17 protein-coding genes and 1 pseudogene are annotated in these 15,969 nt (G+C 40.4%); 1 reads left to right on the forward strand and 17 read right to left on the reverse strand.

Annotation, left to right across the window (positions count from 1 at the left end):
• Positions 1 to 23: 23 nt before the first annotated feature.
• The 6 genes from QFZ31_RS07025 to QFZ31_RS07050 all read right to left on the reverse strand — a co-directional run bounded on the left by QFZ31_RS07025 (position 24) and on the right by QFZ31_RS07050 (position 5,916).
• A complete protein-coding gene (locus QFZ31_RS07025; RefSeq protein ID WP_307301991.1) occupies positions 24 to 1,130 on the reverse strand; it encodes a tartrate dehydrogenase in 1,107 nt (368 codons plus the stop codon).
• A gap of 87 nt (positions 1,131 to 1,217) precedes the next feature.
• Positions 1,218 to 1,973 (reverse strand): Asp/Glu racemase, encoded by a 756-nt coding sequence (locus QFZ31_RS07030; protein WP_307301992.1) that lies wholly within the window; start codon positions 1,971 to 1,973, stop codon positions 1,218 to 1,220.
• Between the two features lie 16 nt (positions 1,974 to 1,989).
• A complete protein-coding gene (locus QFZ31_RS07035; protein ID WP_307301994.1) occupies positions 1,990 to 2,898 on the reverse strand; it encodes a hydroxymethylglutaryl-CoA lyase in 909 nt (302 codons plus the stop codon).
• Positions 2,899 to 2,922: 24 nt separating this feature from the next.
• On the reverse strand, positions 2,923 to 3,420 hold the full coding sequence (locus QFZ31_RS07040; protein ID WP_307301996.1) for a 3-isopropylmalate dehydratase: 498 nt from the start codon (positions 3,418 to 3,420) through the stop codon (positions 2,923 to 2,925).
• Entirely contained in the window at positions 3,420 to 4,697 is a 1,278-nt protein-coding gene (locus QFZ31_RS07045) for a 3-isopropylmalate dehydratase large subunit (protein WP_307301998.1), read from the reverse strand. Before QFZ31_RS07045 ends, QFZ31_RS07040 begins: the two co-directional genes overlap by 1 nt.
• Before the next feature lie 16 nt (positions 4,698 to 4,713).
• Positions 4,714 to 5,916: a CaiB/BaiF CoA transferase family protein gene (locus tag QFZ31_RS07050; protein WP_307302000.1), complete on the reverse strand. Its 1,203-nt coding sequence runs from the start codon at positions 5,914 to 5,916 to the stop codon at positions 4,714 to 4,716.
• A gap of 378 nt (positions 5,917 to 6,294) precedes the next feature.
• On the opposite strand from QFZ31_RS07050, the gene QFZ31_RS07055 reads away from it, so the two are divergent.
• Complete coding sequence (locus tag QFZ31_RS07055; protein WP_307302002.1) at positions 6,295 to 6,975, forward strand: GntR family transcriptional regulator; 681 nt, start codon at positions 6,295 to 6,297, stop codon at positions 6,973 to 6,975.
• Positions 6,976 to 7,112: 137 nt separating this feature from the next.
• Here the strand turns inward: QFZ31_RS07055 and QFZ31_RS07060 are convergent, their stop codons facing one another.
• The 11 genes and pseudogenes from QFZ31_RS07060 to QFZ31_RS07110 all read right to left on the reverse strand — a co-directional run bounded on the left by QFZ31_RS07060 (position 7,113) and on the right by QFZ31_RS07110 (position 15,908).
• Positions 7,113 to 7,694 (reverse strand): hypothetical protein, encoded by a 582-nt coding sequence (locus tag QFZ31_RS07060; protein WP_307302004.1) that lies wholly within the window; start codon positions 7,692 to 7,694, stop codon positions 7,113 to 7,115.
• A 204-nt stretch (positions 7,695 to 7,898) separates the two neighbouring features.
• On the reverse strand, positions 7,899 to 8,045 hold the full coding sequence (locus QFZ31_RS07065; protein WP_307302006.1) for a hypothetical protein: 147 nt from the start codon (positions 8,043 to 8,045) through the stop codon (positions 7,899 to 7,901).
• A 262-nt stretch (positions 8,046 to 8,307) separates the two neighbouring features.
• Entirely contained in the window at positions 8,308 to 8,376 is a 69-nt protein-coding gene (locus QFZ31_RS33805) for a hypothetical protein (protein WP_373459906.1), read from the reverse strand.
• Positions 8,377 to 8,467: 91 nt separating this feature from the next.
• Positions 8,468 to 8,635 (reverse strand): hypothetical protein, encoded by a 168-nt coding sequence (locus QFZ31_RS07075; protein WP_307311909.1) that lies wholly within the window; start codon positions 8,633 to 8,635, stop codon positions 8,468 to 8,470.
• 109 nt (positions 8,636 to 8,744) lie between these two features.
• On the reverse strand, positions 8,745 to 9,758 hold the full coding sequence (locus QFZ31_RS07080; protein ID WP_307302007.1) for an SIS domain-containing protein: 1,014 nt from the start codon (positions 9,756 to 9,758) through the stop codon (positions 8,745 to 8,747).
• A gap of 11 nt (positions 9,759 to 9,769) precedes the next feature.
• The gene (locus QFZ31_RS07085) at positions 9,770 to 10,783 is read right to left on the reverse strand and encodes an SIS domain-containing protein (protein ID WP_307302009.1); all 1,014 of its coding nucleotides are present in this window, start codon (positions 10,781 to 10,783) and stop codon (positions 9,770 to 9,772) included.
• Positions 10,784 to 10,858: 75 nt separating this feature from the next.
• A pseudogene (locus QFZ31_RS07090) lies at positions 10,859 to 11,825 on the reverse strand (SIS domain-containing protein).
• Between the two features lie 13 nt (positions 11,826 to 11,838).
• Positions 11,839 to 13,059 carry an MDR family MFS transporter gene (locus tag QFZ31_RS07095; RefSeq protein ID WP_307302012.1) on the reverse strand — a complete coding sequence of 407 codons (1,221 nt, stop codon included), beginning with the start codon at positions 13,057 to 13,059 and terminating at the stop codon, positions 11,839 to 11,841.
• A 47-nt stretch (positions 13,060 to 13,106) separates the two neighbouring features.
• Positions 13,107 to 13,940: a TIM barrel protein gene (locus QFZ31_RS07100; RefSeq protein ID WP_307302014.1), complete on the reverse strand. Its 834-nt coding sequence runs from the start codon at positions 13,938 to 13,940 to the stop codon at positions 13,107 to 13,109.
• Positions 13,941 to 14,113: 173 nt separating this feature from the next.
• Positions 14,114 to 15,016, reverse strand: a complete 903-nt coding sequence (locus QFZ31_RS07105) for a carbohydrate ABC transporter permease (protein WP_307302015.1) — start codon at positions 15,014 to 15,016, stop codon at positions 14,114 to 14,116.
• A gap of 4 nt (positions 15,017 to 15,020) precedes the next feature.
• Positions 15,021 to 15,908 (reverse strand): carbohydrate ABC transporter permease, encoded by an 888-nt coding sequence (locus QFZ31_RS07110; protein WP_307302016.1) that lies wholly within the window; start codon positions 15,906 to 15,908, stop codon positions 15,021 to 15,023.
• Positions 15,909 to 15,969: the final 61 nt, after the last annotated feature.

Raw genomic sequence — 15,969 nt, forward strand, 5'->3', positions numbered from 1 at the left:
CTTCCTTATAAGAGTAAAACGCTTTATCTAGTATTTGGCACAGTTCCCAATTCACTCTGATGGTTATACAAAACTTTTTCAGTAACTGCAGCTCCCACCTGTTCAGTATTTGACATACCTCCCATATCAGGTGTCAAAAAAATCCCTTCCACCATCACCTGTTCCATCGCATACAGGACTCGCTTTCCCCAATCCTCATGACCGAAAAAGTCTAACATTTGGCTTGCCGACCAAATTGCAGCCAACGGGTTTGCTATCCCCTTCCCGGCGATATCTGGAGCAGATCCATGGATCGGTTCGAACATGGATGGGTATTCACGTTCCGGATTAATGTTTGCTCCCGCTGCCAGCCCCAAACCTCCGGCAATCGCTGCCCCTAAATCAGTGAGGATATCCCCGAAAAGATTAGAGGTGACCACTACTTCAAATCGCCATGGCTGCTTGATAAAGAACATGGCAGCAGCATCAACTAGATAGGAATGTGTTTCCACATCAGGATAATCTTTTGCCACTTCTTCAAACACTTGATCCCAGAACACCATTGAATAATTTAAAGCATTGCCCTTACTAATGCTTGTCAGTGATCTGCCCTGTTTCCTTGCTTCTACAAAGGCGTAACGTATAATCCGTTCCGTCCCTACCCTAGAAAAAATTCCGGTTTGCAAAACCACTTCATGGGGCTGACCTTTATACAGCCAATCTCCTGCACCAGCATATTCGCCCTCGCTATTTTCACGAATGACTAACATATCAATTTGCTCCCTCTTAAGACCATTGAGAGGGCATGGAGCGCCTTCTAATAATGTAATCGGGCGGAGATTAACATACTGATTGAAGCCTTTCCGTATCTTTAATAACAAATCCCATAATGAAATATGATCTGGAACACCTGGAGCTCCCACTGCCCCTAGATAAATGGCATCGAAGGAACGCAGCTGGTTTAAGCCGTCATATGGCATCATTATTCCATGTTCCAAGTAATACTCACAGCCCCATGGAAAGTGAGTAAGGTCAAATTCAAACTTTCCGTCCAGTTCAGCTGCTTTGTTTAAAACTTTTATTCCCTCGTTGATCACCTCCGGTCCGATCCCATCTCCGGCAATAACTGCAATTTTATATACTTTTTTCAATCTGTCGCACTCCTTTCCTATTTAACATTAATTTACGTATAGCTGATAGATATTATCGAAGAATGATGGCAATCCACTATTACTTATCTAAAATTTACCGGATAGTAAATGTCCTGCATTTGGTACCTCTGTTGGAAGGTTTAATTCCTTGAGAATTTTAAAAACTGTTGCAACTCCGGCAGACAAGACTGGAATTCCCAAGCGGTCTTGAACAGCCTGAATAGCTGGAAGAGAAGGCATCTGAACGCATGCTGATAGAACAACTGCATCTGCTCCTTCAATATTCAAACGGTCTGCATGGCCTATTAGGTTTTCCGGATCCAAGCGGCCAACTTCTAGGTTATCCGCAACTTCGAGGCTGATGGAATCAATGACTTCAATGCCAGCAGCTTTTAAATATTCAATGACCGTTTTAGTTAATGGCTTCATATATGGTGTAATAATGGAAACCTTTTTCGCCCCAATCGTTTCAAGGCCCTCAATTAATGCTCCTGCACTGCTGACAATTGGAGCTGCACCACCATTGCTGACCGTAACCTTTCCTAAGCGTTCTTCAGAAATGTGATGATATCCCGGACCCTGACACATAATGGCAACTAGACATGCATAAGCCAGCACATCGCATCGTGCATCGGAAAGCTCCACTGCACAACGGTCACTATCTACATCCATTTTCTTTAATTCATCCGGATTTACATGCATCATCCGCATACGTGCAGAATGGAATGTAAAGGTTTCTTCTGGTTTAATCTGCATTCTGGAATGAAGCATAGCCGGAATTTCTGTTTCCATCGTTGTGTTAGAGCTGGGTACGATAAGACCTACTCGATAATTTTTACTCATCATGATATCCCCCTGATTAAATTTGATTTTGAAAAACCTTTACTTTATGAAAATGGCCGGTTAATTCTCGATTGGTTAATGGCTTTACCATTTCGACGCAAGCTAGAAGTGATGCAAGATCGATTCCCGTTTCAATTCCCATTTCATTCAGCATAAAGACGACATCTTCAGTAGCCACATTACCTGCAGCTCCTGGGGCAAACGGGCATCCTCCAAGTCCGCCAATGGAGGTGTCAAATCGTGTAACATCTGCTTGGAGGGCAGCCATAATATTTGCTTGGGCTAACCCATATGTATCGTGGAAATGGGCAGTGATTAACGCATTCGGCTGTTCCTTGAAAATACGGCTGAATAAATCAAAAACCTGAGCGGGATTTGCCCTGCCGATTGTATCACAGATGACAATTTCATCCACCCCTGAACGGTCAATTTGACGGACCATGTCCAAAACAAGCTCGGAATCCACTTTTCCCTCAAATGGACACCAGAATGCGGTGGCAATATTATAGCGTAGGAAATTTCCCATCTCCTTTGCCTTTTCTACGACACTAGAAAACTTATTGATTGATTCGTCCCTAGTGATTTTGACATTTTTCAAATTAAAGCTATCACTAGCCCCAACTACGAGTGAAAGGGCACGCACCCCATTTTCTACAGCCCTTTCATATCCCTTTTCATTCGGTATTAATGCCATGTACTGAATGGATGGATCTTGTTCTATGCCTTCTAACACTTCATTGGCATCCTTCATTTGCGGAACGTACACTGGATGCACAAATGAAGTGGCTTCCATCCGTTTAATTCCAGTTTTATTTAAGGCATTAATCAGTTCAATCTTCTTTTCTGTCGGGATAAAATTCGCTTCATTTTGAAGCCCGTCTCGAGGCCCTACTTCTATTAGTTCTACCTTTTTTGGCAGTTTCATAGGTATCATGCTCCTTGTAAAAAATTATGAGATTCCTAGTTTTTTCGCAAGATAAGGCTCCAAGCCGCCGAGCTTTACCATTTCGATTAAATGTTCAGGCAGCTTTGTTCCTTTGTATTCTGCGCCTTTTGTATGGTTGATGATTTTTCCTTCTAGTAGGTTAATCTCAAGATCATCGCCTTCTTCTATAACAGTGGTATCCAGCATCTCCACAACCGGCAGGCCCACATTAATGGAATTGCGATAAAAAATACGGGCGAACGAATTTGCCACAATCGCTCCGATTTGGTGGTGCTTCAATACCATTTGCGCTGTTTCCCGGCTCGAACCTGATCCAAAATTATTTCCGGCAACCAAAATATCCCCTGGTTGTACTTTTTCAGCAAATGTTGGATCAATTGCCTCCATAGCATGCACGGCCTGTTTTTCAACTGGTAAACTCATATATTGCCCTGGAGATATGATGTCAGTATTGATGTTGTCCCCATATTTCCAGACTCTTCCTTTAATGATGAATGACATTACACCATTACCTCCTTCGGCAGATACTTGCGCGGGTCTGTAATTTTCCCCTCAATCGCAGTTGCAGCCACTGCTGCAGGCGACCCAAGATAGACCTCGCCTTTTGGACTTCCCATCCGGCCCCTAAAGTTCCGATTTGAAGAAGACATAACGACTTCCCCGGCCCCGATTACTCCACTGGTGAATCCACCGCATGCACCACATGATGGCATGTTTACAATACATCCTGCATCCGTCAAAATATCGAGAATTCCCTCCTTGTTCGCTTGCATCCAGATATGCTGGGATGCAGGTACTACAAGGCATCGGATGTTTTTCGAAATCTTCTTCCCCTTCAGGATTTTAGCGGCAATCCGTAGATCACTGATTCGGCCATTTGTACAGGAACCTAAGTAAACCTGGTCCACTGCTTTTCCTTCTACGGCGCTTACTGGATGAACATTATCTACTTCATGTGGGCAGGCTACCTGAGGTTCTAATTCAGAAGCATAGTAATGTAAAACTCGTGTATAAACGGCGTCTTTATCGCTAGAAATCATATCAATTTCTTCCGTTACACCCTTTGACCTTATAAATTCTACCACTTTTTGATCAGGTTCAATTAACCCTGTTTTTGCGCCGGCTTCTACGGCCATGTTGGATAAAACCAGTCTTTCATCCATGGACAAGTCCTCAATCGCAGTTCCCGAAAATTCAATGGTTTGATAAGTAGCACCAGCATGCCCAATATCCTTGATGGTTTTAAGAACGATGTCTTTTGCGTAAACTCCATGGGGTAGCTTACCATCCCAAACCACTTTGATCGTTTCTGGAACCTTTAGCCAAGTTTCACCTGTCAATAAGACTCCGATCATTTCCGTGGAACCAATACCGGTAGCAAAAGCTCCTAATCCTCCTGCCATGCACGTATGAGAATCCGTTCCAAGGATCAATCTTCCCGGACGGACATGTCCATGTTCTACAATGACTTGGTGGCAAGGCCCTTGAAATTCATAATAATAAGGAAGCTCTTGAGCACGGGCCCAATCCCTCGTAAATTTAAGGATATCTGCCTGCTGGACCGTTGCCGGAGGCGTGCAATGATCAGATACAACTACAACCTTTTCTTTATCAAATAACTTCCCGCCTAATCGGCGAAAGCCCCCGTCTACCAGCCATGGTCCTAATAAATCGTGCATCATGGCTATATCGACTTTGACCCATACAATATCTCCGGCCTTTACACTTTTCTGTCCTGAAGCTTTTGCGAGAATTTTTTCTGACATCGTCATTCCCATCAATATTCACCTCTTCCTAGATAATCCCTTTTTCCTTCAGTTTCTGTATTTCATCAGCGGAAAGATTAATTTTGTCTCCTAGCACTTCTTTAGTATGCTGTCCTAATTTAGGACCTGCCCATTCAATCGTTCCAGGTGTCTCGCTCATTTTCGGGATGATGCCCGGCATTTTCAAAGTCGTTCCCAGATCTTCCACTTTTACTTCTTGGATCATTTGACGAGCGTGATAATGCGGGTCGTTCACAATGTCTTCAATTGAGTAAATAGCGCCCGCTGGAACATTGGCATTATCCAGGTATGTCATTACTTCATCAAAGGGCATACTCTTAGTCCAATCTTCAATCAAAGAATCCAGGTATTCCGCATGCTCTGACCGTTTTGAGTTAGTTTCAAAACGAGGGTCCTCAGCTACATCTTCCTGGCCCATTGCATTCATCAGACGCTTGAAGATCGCATCGCCGTTTGCACCAATAACTACGTATTTTCCATCCCCACACATGTACGTATTCGAAGGTGTTATACCCGGTAATATACTGCCTGTCCGTTCCCGAATCACTCCAGCCCGGTCGAATTCAGGCAGGGTGCTCTCCATCATGCTAAAGACAGATTCATAGAGCGCAACATCGATTACTTGACCTTCACCCGTTCCGTTTACATCGCGATGATACACCGCCATTAATGCCCCATTAACCGCATAAAGCGCGGATAACGAATCTCCGATACTAATTCCGACACGTGTTGGCGGACGATCTGGGTAACCGGTAATATAACGGAGACCTCCCAAAGCCTCTCCTATAGAACCAAATCCTGGCTTATCGCGGTATGGTCCATCCTGCCCATAACCCGAAACACGAATCATAATCAACCGTGGATTGATAGCCTTTAAGTCTTCGTATCCTAAGCCCCATTTCTCCATCGTTCCTGGTCGGAAGTTTTCTATTAAAATATCGATTTCCTTAACCAATTTACGAATCAATTCCTGTCCTTCAGCTTCTCGAAGGTTGACCGTAATCGATTTTTTATTACGAGACTGCACATACCACCAGAGGCTTGTTCCGTTTTCAACAACGCGCCAGTTGCGGATAGGGTCGCCCTGCTCAGGAGTCTCGACTTTAATAACTTCTGCCCCGAATTCAGCAAGCATCCTAGCAGCGGACGGTCCCGCTATCAATTGCCCCATCTCCAACACTCGTAAACCTTCAAGTGCTCTTTTGCCCATTTCAAACAACTCCTAAATTAGAAATTTATATAGGTTAATACATGTTAAAAAATTGTTTCTTCAATATGTTGTAGTAAGCGATTCCATTTTTATATTAACCTTGTAAATGTAGACTGTCAACAGTTAACAATTTAATTAATCTCAATATTTTATTTTTTCATACTTTAATTGGTCTATGCCTAAAGAAGACAAAAGTCCCATTGGTTGAAATGCTTTTATATAAAATTGAAATATAGTACACTATTTTATATAGAATATGACTGAAATAATTTAGAGATTTAAAGCTACAAGAGTACACATGGGAAAAAATTCCGGACCCCATTACCTTAATAATGGATACGAAATACAAGAATCATTACAACTGCAGGGGGATTTATTATGAGAGAGATTAAAAAAAACGAACCACTTCATAGCCAGGTTTATCATATAGTAAAAGAAATGATTATGGAGGGAAAATATCAGCCAGGTGAAAGGCTCGTTGAAACAAAAGTAGCAGAAAGTTTAGGAGTTAGCCGAGGAACTGTTCGGGAAGCATTCCGGATGCTTACAAAAGATGATTTACTTGTCCAAAAAGACAATAGCTTATTCGTGTATGACCCAAATGCACAGGATATATTAGATATTTACGAATGCCGAAAAAGCCTAGAATCTCTTTCAGCAAAACTGGCAGCTCAAAACATCACAGATGAGCAATTAGATCAATTAGAATGTATCATAAAAGAATCAAAAGAAGCACTGTCTAATAACGATACTCATAAGCACACTATCTTTAACCAACAGTTTCACGATACGATTGCATTCTCTTCACGAAATAAACAGCTCATTAATTTATTTGAAGTAATTAACGCAAAGGTTCTTTATATCCGCAATTGCATACTGAAGGAACGTACCGAAAGCTTTTCTGTTCTAGTGGATGATCATGAACAAATTTTTCTAGCCTTAAAGGATCGCAATCCTGAAAAAGCTGTAGAAAAAATGAACAACCATATCCAAAGAAGCTTAAAAGTGGCAAATTCAGCATTACAAAAGGAATTTGATAATACCGGTGGTTCTTTATAGAAACCTGAGAAACCTGGGGACGGTTCTAATGGCTTTTTTTGACCAGTGTACATCATAATGGAACCATCGGAACCGCTCCTCTGGCGTTATTAAACAAAAAAATACTCACAAAAAGGATTTGTGAGCTATTAAGGTTACTAGTATTTGGAATCTTTTCTATTTCCTATTGCATGTTCACTTAGAATTTTAGTCAACTTCTCTTTTGTTTCTTCTGAAGTAATGATACAGCTTACCGGAAAGACTTTTGTCTTAATTATCAATTCATATCCGTTATTGACCTCTTTTGAATAGCCATAAAATTTATGGTTTGCATTAATGGGGATAAAATCAAATGATTTCATTGTTTTCCAAGCAGCAAAACGACTTCCGCTCATCACGCCTCCTTCAACGATTGCAAATACGTTTAATAGATTATGTGAATAGATTAAGGGGAGGAATAACAACAAGTAAAATGACCAATCCATATTTTTATTCACTCCCCCGATTATAAGCATCACCACTAAGTATATATGCATAAAAAAGTATACTATAATTCCAACTTTATGTTTAGAATAGGCCAGTTCAACAACTGCTTTCTGAGGATATTTCCTAATTGTTAACAATTCCTCATTCGTTGTTGGCAGGAAAATTTTTTGTTTCATTTTTATCAAGAGTTGAACAAACTTAAAGCTTTGATACACAATGATTATTAAGAGAATAACACTAAGCAATAATTTCATCTAATCCCCCGTTTCTAAGGTGGCCACCCCGATAGGTAGAGACGCTATCATGAATACTTACGAATCAAAACAGATTTGGTTTCGTTTTTTACCTATATCATAGTGGACCACAAAGCAAAAGTCCTTTTACCTACGAGCAATGAAATTCCGATAGTTAACATAATATAATTATGAGCAAACAAACATTAAAACATTTTTTCCGTACTAAAGGTTTTTTGAAGAATTGTAATAGTAATTGAACCACCCGAACCGTCCCTCTGGCGTAACATCGTAGTCTGCCAGCTTATTTGCCAGCCATGCAACACATGTTGCTGGATGACCTAACACATCAGCTCCTGTCCCTTCATTCATGAACTCACCATTTTTAAAAGACTCATTTCGATTTTCGTTAAATCCATTCCCTTTGGGTCGAACCTTTGACTTCCTGCAAAACCATAGGGACGGTTCTTAAAGGGGCCAAACGAAAGTTTTGCGCGGAAAAAGGCCTGACTAGCGGGTAGGTGCTAATCAGGCCTTTTTATGTTTTTTTCGGGTAGGATATTTTCGCAAAATTTTTGATTGCCCAAGAAGAATGAAGTCGTGGTTCTAGCCTGTGGGGCTTCAATCTTTGGTGTCAGATAAAATTTTGATATTTATAGCTTTTTTCATCCACTGAAACAATTCGATTATTAGCTATAGCGATTCGGTGTGTATATCGCCCAAGGTATTGGACTACAGCCTAGGGACCTGAAAATGTCCGTTTGGTGTAGCTATACCAATTTAGTGAGTAACATTCATCTATTAAACCTCTGAAACTGTTTTGGATTTTCATATTTTTTTGCGTCATTATAAAAAAGAAGGAAATTCTGTTCATAATATTGCTTCAGTTCCGGTGTTGATGTAATCGTGGATAAATCAACAAACCTTCTGAAGATGAAACGTTGAACCCTGAATTTTTCCACCAGGAACGTCTCCCAGCTGTAGGTACTTCTAAAGTAAGTCTTTTCAACACCTTTTTCGATATATGAAGAGTCATCGGCAAACTAGACGGCTATTATTGCATTGTTACAACTAGAATGGAACTTTTTTATAATACCTTCTGGTTGTCAGTGGATGATTCCGTTGTGTTTCTAAATGACAACTTACTCTTTCTAGTAAGGTCGCAAGTACGATTGGGGAGATAAAGCGTCTTAACTCTACAGAAATTCCAGTAAGTTCATAATCCTTCGTATCAAAAACCGTTAATTCATTTGAGTAATGTTGCGCAAAGCGTTTGACTCTTTCGGTAAGCGGGCGTGACCGGTCTTCACCTTTTAATAGAATAATACTGGTATCATTTTCAACCAATTCTAACGTGCCATGGAAGAAATCTGATGCATGTACTGGTCTAGTTTTAATCCATTGCATTTCTTCTAAGATACACATTCCATAATAATAGGTCTGACCCCAGTCAATACCGGTTCCAGAAAGAATGTGGTAAAGAGTATCCTTATGTTTTTGGGCAAATGCTTCAGCACGCTGCTCCGTTGCTTTTTTTACATTTAATAGAGCCTCAGGAAGTTTTTTCATTTCTTCAGTAAATTGATGATACTCAGGGAATTCATTCCGCTTATACATTAATCGAAACGCGATTAAATAAGACTGGATATAAAACGATTCACAAGAGGTATCATCTGCTGCATAGTTTACAAGCGTATAATCTGTTAAATTAGCTAAAGGAGTGTTGGCATGTGCTACTAAACTAATGGTTGTTGCTCCTTTTTCTTTACAAAATTTCGCAACTTCAACCGTTTCTTTTGTCGTACCAGATAGTGAGGGCAAAATCACTAAAGACCGCTCACCGAGGTGCTGGTGATCCATTAACATTAGCTCAGACGAGATTTCAGTATAAACAGGTAAGGTGGAGTGGTTTTTTAAGATAAATTCAGCCGGAAACATGAGAATCGCCGCCCCGCCTGTACCTACAAAAAATACATTTTCCAAGCCTTTTTCGAACACAGCATCTATTACCTGATCAAGCTCATCCTTTAAACCTACTGCTCCATTTTGTATTCTTAAAAACCTCTCAGCATCAAAATTTAACATCCCTAACCTCCTTAATATGCCATTTTACGATAATATCTTCTAAGTTCTAACGGATGATTCCGCTCACGCTCAAGGTACACGCTGATACGGCCGGTTAAAGCCCAATTCAGGTTAATAGCAAGATGCTTTCGAAACTCCTCGCTAATACCTTCTAGTTCATAATCCTTTGTATCCAGAATAAAAAGTTCCTTTGTAATTGTTTCAGCAAATCGTTCAACGCGATCCACTAACGTGCGTGTTTCATCTTCCCCCTTAAAAAGAATAACACTTGTATCTTCTTCCACTAATTCGAGTGTACCGTGGAAAAATTCAGCTGCATGAATTGATTTAGATTTAATCCATTGCATTTCCTCTAAAATACACATTGCGTAGGAGTAAGTGTTCCCCCATAGGTTCCCTGCACCTACTAGCATGTGGTAATCCGTATCTTTATGCTTAATTGCAAATTGTTCAGCATGAGAATCGAATGCTTCCATTGCCTGAACTATACCTTCTGGTAAATTGGCAATTTGTTCTGCAAATTGATCATATTGCGGGAATTCATCATGATTATGGATAAACCGGAATGTCAGCAGCTGTAAGTATACAAAGAAGGTATCAAATGAGTGCTTTTCATCAGGAGCCAGGATGCAGTGATCAACAGTTTGCGCCAATGGAGTATCTGGTTCAGCCACAAATCCAATGGTCGTTGCCCCCTTATCCTTACAGAATTGTGCTGCTGCTACCGTTTCCTGAGTTGTACCGGTTACGCTGGCAAATATACATACAGAATCCTTAGAAAGATGGCGATGATTCATTACCATTAATTCCGCCGCAATCACAGCATGAACCTCGAGAGAAGAATTAGATTTTAAGATGTACTCAAATGGATACATCATCGCAATCGTACCGCCGGAGCCAATCAAGAAAATATTTTTAAACCCCTTAGCCGAAACCTCATCAACAGCCCTCTCAATTTCCCCTCTCTTCTCCAAAGCTTCCTTCCCAACAATTTTCAAAAACAAATCGCGATCAAACTTTAACATAATTTCCAGCCTCCTAAGGTTGTATTTTCGGTGCCAGGCACCAATCGATAATTATTTTAATTGCATTTCTTCCTATTAATAACGCACTTTCCACATGTATCTTCTGGTACTAAGTGGGTGGTTGCGCTCTTTTGCCAGTTCGTCTGCGAATTGGCGGAGAAGAGCTTGTAATGCAAACGGTGCGATGTATCCTTTTACACTGTCAGCAATAGTTGTCAGATTTAAATCTTTGGCATCAAGGACAATGACTCTTTCCCCATAATTTTGTGTGAATTCTAGTGAGCGTTCTTCTAATGGGGCGGGTTTCATCTAACCCTAGTAGAACAATAAATGGAACGTTTTTATCTAAAACTTCGAACGGACCGTGGAAATACTCACCTGCATGGATCGCATGGGAGTGGATCCATTGCATCTCCATCAAAATACAGATCGCAAACCAATACGCAATTCCGTAATTAGCACCACTTCCCATCGTGTAAATTACTTTTTCATCTTTATAGGATTTTGCTAATTCTTGGGCCCGGGGTAAAAATTTCGCCTTTTCTATGTCTATTAAAGATCTTAGATCTTCTAAAGAAGAAATCAGGTCCATGAACTTCCCGTTTCCTTCTTTATCAGCTAAGAGCCCAAAAACCAGTTCCAGCATGATAGCGGAAGACTCATTCAAATAACTAGTTGACTCTCCGTCATCATAGACAATCACATGTTCAACTGCTTTGGCTAATGGTGAGTCAGCATCAAACGTTAACCCGACCGTTAAAGCTCCTTTGTCACGAGCATAAAGGGCGGCTTCCACTGTTTCAGGCGTTTTTCCAAAGTGCGAACATAAAATAACCAATGATTTTTCATTAAGTTTTTTCGGGTTTCGATGAAGAAACTCGTTAGAACTATAAAGATAAGAATCTATGTTTTCGCTCTCTCGATCTAGCACATATTTGCTGGAGTACATCAGAGAGGATGAACCGCCGCATGCAACTAAAAAGACCCTGGTAATATCTCTTTGCTTGAATGCATCTAATGCTTTTTGTACATCCGCTAACATTTAAATCCTCCTTTTACTTGTTGAACTTCACTGTCTTAGCTTCGTGGTGTGTATTTAGGAGCCTTTGATATGTCCCAAAACAAATCAAGGCGAATCCACATATGAAAATACAAGAGTACAAGAGTACTGATGGACCAAACCCATCGTAAAATAAACCGCCTAACAAAGGTCCAATTGTTCTGCCTGCATTCGCTGCTCCACTGACCAAACCTTGATACATACCTCTTTTATCAATAGGGGCTAAACGATCTGAAATGGCTGGAACTGCAGGAAATATAAGGATTTCCCCGACCGTGATAATCACCATAGCTGTTACAAATCCTCCGTATGCTTGACTATTCGCAAGTACCGCGAAGGTAAGCATAAACATGGTGACACCACATAATAGCTGCACCATCATTGTTATATTTAATCGGACCATCAGCCATTGAATCAATGGCTGACCACATAGAATGAGCAGGCCGTTAATGGTCCACAGTGTACTATAGGCTGACAATGAAAAACCTAGCTGATGCATATAGGTTGAAATACTGGTTTGCCATTGGATATAGGTGACCCAGCAAAACATAAAGCCTAAACAAAGAATGAGTAAAGAATAAAAGCTTAGGGTATGTCGCCTTTCTATTTTTAGCTTATTGACAGGACCTTTCCTATTCGTTAATTCATGAACTTGCTCTGGCTCTTTCAATCCGAACCAGATCACAAAAATAAAGATGAGATAGGTTGTTCCGTTAACCCAAAAGACATATTGGAACGAAAATTGGGCAACGGTTCCACCTAACGCTGTCCCTATTGCTACACCAAGATTAAGAACAAGATAAATTAGGTTAAAGCTTTTTCCCCCGCCGTTCTTCCACACAATACCTGCAAGTGCATAGATAGGTGGAAATATGGTTCCAATACCAAGTCCAAGGAGAAACATCGCTACGATATAGATGGGCCATGGCAGGCCAATTGATATAAAGAAAATCAGTAATGCCGATGATATGACTCCAAAGAGCATTGTTCGTTTCCCACGAATCCGATCGTACAAATATCCGCCAAGGAAGCTGCCAAAAATTTCAGCTGCGGAATGAAACATTAAGACAAAACCAGCCTCTGATAACGTCCTGTCCATGCTTTGGGTAATATATATGGTGTGAAGCGGCCACAGAAAAGCCATTCCTGTTGAATTAATGAACATTGCAATAAGTAAAACTTTAAGATTCCTTGGATAACTTCTCCAAAATGACATAAGCAAAACCCCTTATAACCAGGATCCCAATTAAGAACAACAATCCATTACTCGAAATATGGTGACAGGGTTTTTAGAGAAGCTTCAAATGCTTTATTTGGATCTAATAAATATTGTGAAGAAGTAAACTCTAGGGTGAGCGCCCCGTTATATTGATAATGAACAAGGGTGTTAATATAGTCTTCCAATGGCAGGCTGCCATCTCCCCAGGCTAAATGTCCTGTTGGATTGCCGTCAATAAAGTGAATATGAATCAAATCATTTTGCAGCTGTTCAAAATAATCCGCTAAATTCTCACCTTCCACCGCAAGCGGGATGGTATCCACCATACCTTTTAAAGAAGGCGAAGATATGGAATTTAGCATTTCTTTCAAGTCTGGTAACGTATTAATCAGGTTGGATTCAATTTTTTGTAAAGGCTCTAACGCTAAAACAATTTCCTTTTTTTCAGCATAAGAAGTTAGCTGCTCGATCGAATCTTTTGTTCTCTTCCAGGCTTCTTCCCTGCTTTCGTTACGGTACCCCCAGCCGGCTGTTACTAATACCATAGGTGTTTCCAATTCCACTGCAGTATCGATTGACTTTTTAAAATAGGCAATACTCCTTTCGCGGAGGTTCTTCTCCTTTGCCGCAAGATTAATAGAGTACATGCACTGTTCTGGAGTAAAGCAGACTACTTTCAACTCCCTATGATCAATCTCTCTTTTAATATGGTTGATCTCCGGAATAGTTAAATCTTCAACATATAAGTGTGGTGCTGCTCCCCATAATTCAATTTGTTCTACTTGGAATTTCACCATGGCATCCAAAAAATAGTCCAAAGGATAGTGTAAGTAATGGAAGTTCATCCCTGTGATTTGAGACCGCTTGATATATCCCATCGGATTCCTCCTTTTAAAAAAATAATTTCATCATCAGTGTGGTATATACCATTTATATTGTAAGGAAATCGGTATATACCAATTAGCTTGCCATTGGTAATAAAAAATTGCAGGAACGAATAGGAAGGTTCGCCTTCTTTCCTATTCAGTTCCATCTAATCTTGCGGTTGCTATTACCCCTTTACACTGCCCGCTGTTAAACCGCGGACAAATTGCTTTTGGAAGATGATATAAGCAATAATCATTGGCAGAGCAGAGATTGCCAAACCTGCCAACTGAATTCCGAAATTCGTATTCAACTGACTCCTTAAATTCATAAGTCCAACAGGAATGGTTCGGAGGCTGGAGTCCTCTACAAAGACTAATGCAAACATAAACTCATTCCAGACATTCATTCCTGTTAACAGTGCACAGGAAGCAATAATCGGTTTCCCCATTGGAATAATAATATGACGGTAGACCTTCCATGTATTACATCCATCGATAATCGCGGACTCCTCTAACTCTCTTGGAATCGATAAAAAGTAAGAGCGCATTAAAAAGATCGAAAAAGGTAATTGAAACGCTACATAAGGTAGAACTAATGCCCAATACGTATTATAAAGCCCAAGCCCCTGCAATAATTTATATAGAGGAATTAAGCTCACTTGCGGGGCAAGCATTAAGCCACTTAAGATTAGAATTAATACCAGGTTCTGACCTTTAAACTGAAACCGGCTTAATCCATAGGCAGCCATTGATCCCAGCAATAAGACCGTAATGACCGAGACAACCGTTACGTAAACGCTGTTTAAGAAAAACTGTCCTATTCCTGCATCCCACGCGGCTTTGTAATTACTCCAAATCCATTCTTCTGGCAGAGACCATGTGTTAAGGAAAAAATCACTATTTGATTTTAGTCCGCTCAGTCCGAGCCAAATGATCGGGTAAATGATAACCAATGCAAAAATACTAAACCATACTAGGACGGCACTTTGGAAGATTCGATTCTTTATCGTCATGCTAAGTTTAGGGCTGCCCGTTCTAAATTCCGTGACATTTTCTGTTTTAACAATCGGGTTACTCTTTGCAGTCATTCTATTACACCTCCTGTCCTGATTTTCCTAATTTTAATTGGACTAAGGAAAGGGTTAGAGTGATGACGAAAACAATCGTTCCAATGGTGGAGGCATATCCCATTTCATCGTTCCGGAAAGCAGATCGATATAGCATGGTCCCTAAGACTTCCGTAGACCTGCCTGGTCCCCCGAAAGTCATAATATACACTTCATCAAATACCTTGAACGCACCAATAACGGTAATCACCGATCCAACCAGAAGCATTTCTTTGATCTGCGGGACAGTAATATTAAAAAATGTTTTTATCCTAGAAGCTCCGTCAATCATGGCGGCTTCATAATATTCAAACGGAATTTTTTGCATAGCTATCAAAAAAAGCATAGCCATATACCCTGTGTACTGCCATTGTGAAACAGCAACCACTGCGTAAATCGCAACCTCACTATCTCCTAGCCAGGAATGAGCCCATTCCGCCTGCCCAATAGCTTTCAATGCACCATTGACTAAACCTACTTCTGGATTATAAAGCAACTGCCATAATAACCCTACTACAGCTATGGAAATAACAGAGGGAATAAAGAAGATTGTTCGGAAAAATGGCTGAAACCTTCTAATCAATTTATCTTCTAATATCGCGGCAATAATTAACCCGCCGCCTACCTGAAACACTAGTGAAATAATGGCGTAGAGTGAATTGTTTTTCAACGCAGTATAAAATACAGGATCTTTAAACAGCCTAATATAATATTCCAAACCAACAAATGTTCTCCCTGGATCAAAGGAATTCCATCTAAATAAACTATTATAAAGATTTAACACAATCGGAAGAAATACCAAAGATAGGATTAGAAATAGTGCTGGCAATATATACAGTAATGCAGTGCGTCTATTTCGAAATGTTCTTGTCATACCTTCTCCCTCCCTAGAGGGGGTAAGCAGGCTAGCCCGCCTACCCTTTCTCTTTCTTTTA

It is taken from the genome of Neobacillus niacini (genome assembly GCF_030817595.1).
In the GTDB taxonomy this organism is placed as follows: Bacteria; Bacillota; Bacilli; order Bacillales; family Cytobacillaceae; genus Neobacillus; species Neobacillus niacini_G.

Excerpts from the sequence above, each read along its gene's own strand:
- QFZ31_RS07060 (WP_307302004.1), bottom strand. The coding sequence starts at position 7,694 with ATGAAATTATTGCTTAGTGTTATTCTCTTAATAATCATTGTGTATCAA.
- QFZ31_RS07085 (WP_307302009.1), bottom strand. The coding sequence starts at position 10,783 with ATGTTAAAGTTTGATCGCGATTTGTTTTTGAAAATTGTTGGGAAGGAA.
- QFZ31_RS07045 (WP_307301998.1), bottom strand. The coding sequence starts at position 4,697 with ATGGGAATGACGATGTCAGAAAAAATTCTCGCAAAAGCTTCAGGACAG.
- QFZ31_RS07040 (WP_307301996.1), bottom strand. The coding sequence starts at position 3,420 with ATGTCATTCATCATTAAAGGAAGAGTCTGGAAATATGGGGACAACATC.
- QFZ31_RS07035 (WP_307301994.1), bottom strand. The coding sequence starts at position 2,898 with ATGAAACTGCCAAAAAAGGTAGAACTAATAGAAGTAGGGCCTCGAGAC.
- QFZ31_RS07105 (WP_307302015.1), bottom strand. The coding sequence starts at position 15,016 with ATGACTGCAAAGAGTAACCCGATTGTTAAAACAGAAAATGTCACGGAA.
- QFZ31_RS07055 (WP_307302002.1), top strand. The coding sequence starts at position 6,295 with ATGAGAGAGATTAAAAAAAACGAACCACTTCATAGCCAGGTTTATCAT.
- QFZ31_RS07095 (WP_307302012.1), bottom strand. The coding sequence starts at position 13,059 with ATGTCATTTTGGAGAAGTTATCCAAGGAATCTTAAAGTTTTACTTATT.
- QFZ31_RS07100 (WP_307302014.1), bottom strand. The coding sequence starts at position 13,940 with ATGGGATATATCAAGCGGTCTCAAATCACAGGGATGAACTTCCATTAC.
- QFZ31_RS07050 (WP_307302000.1), bottom strand. The coding sequence starts at position 5,916 with ATGGGCAAAAGAGCACTTGAAGGTTTACGAGTGTTGGAGATGGGGCAA.
- QFZ31_RS07080 (WP_307302007.1), bottom strand. The coding sequence starts at position 9,758 with ATGTTAAATTTTGATGCTGAGAGGTTTTTAAGAATACAAAATGGAGCA.
- QFZ31_RS07030 (WP_307301992.1), bottom strand. The coding sequence starts at position 1,973 with ATGAGTAAAAATTATCGAGTAGGTCTTATCGTACCCAGCTCTAACACA.
- QFZ31_RS07065 (WP_307302006.1), bottom strand. The coding sequence starts at position 8,045 with ATGAATGAAGGGACAGGAGCTGATGTGTTAGGTCATCCAGCAACATGT.
- QFZ31_RS07110 (WP_307302016.1), bottom strand. The coding sequence starts at position 15,908 with ATGACAAGAACATTTCGAAATAGACGCACTGCATTACTGTATATATTG.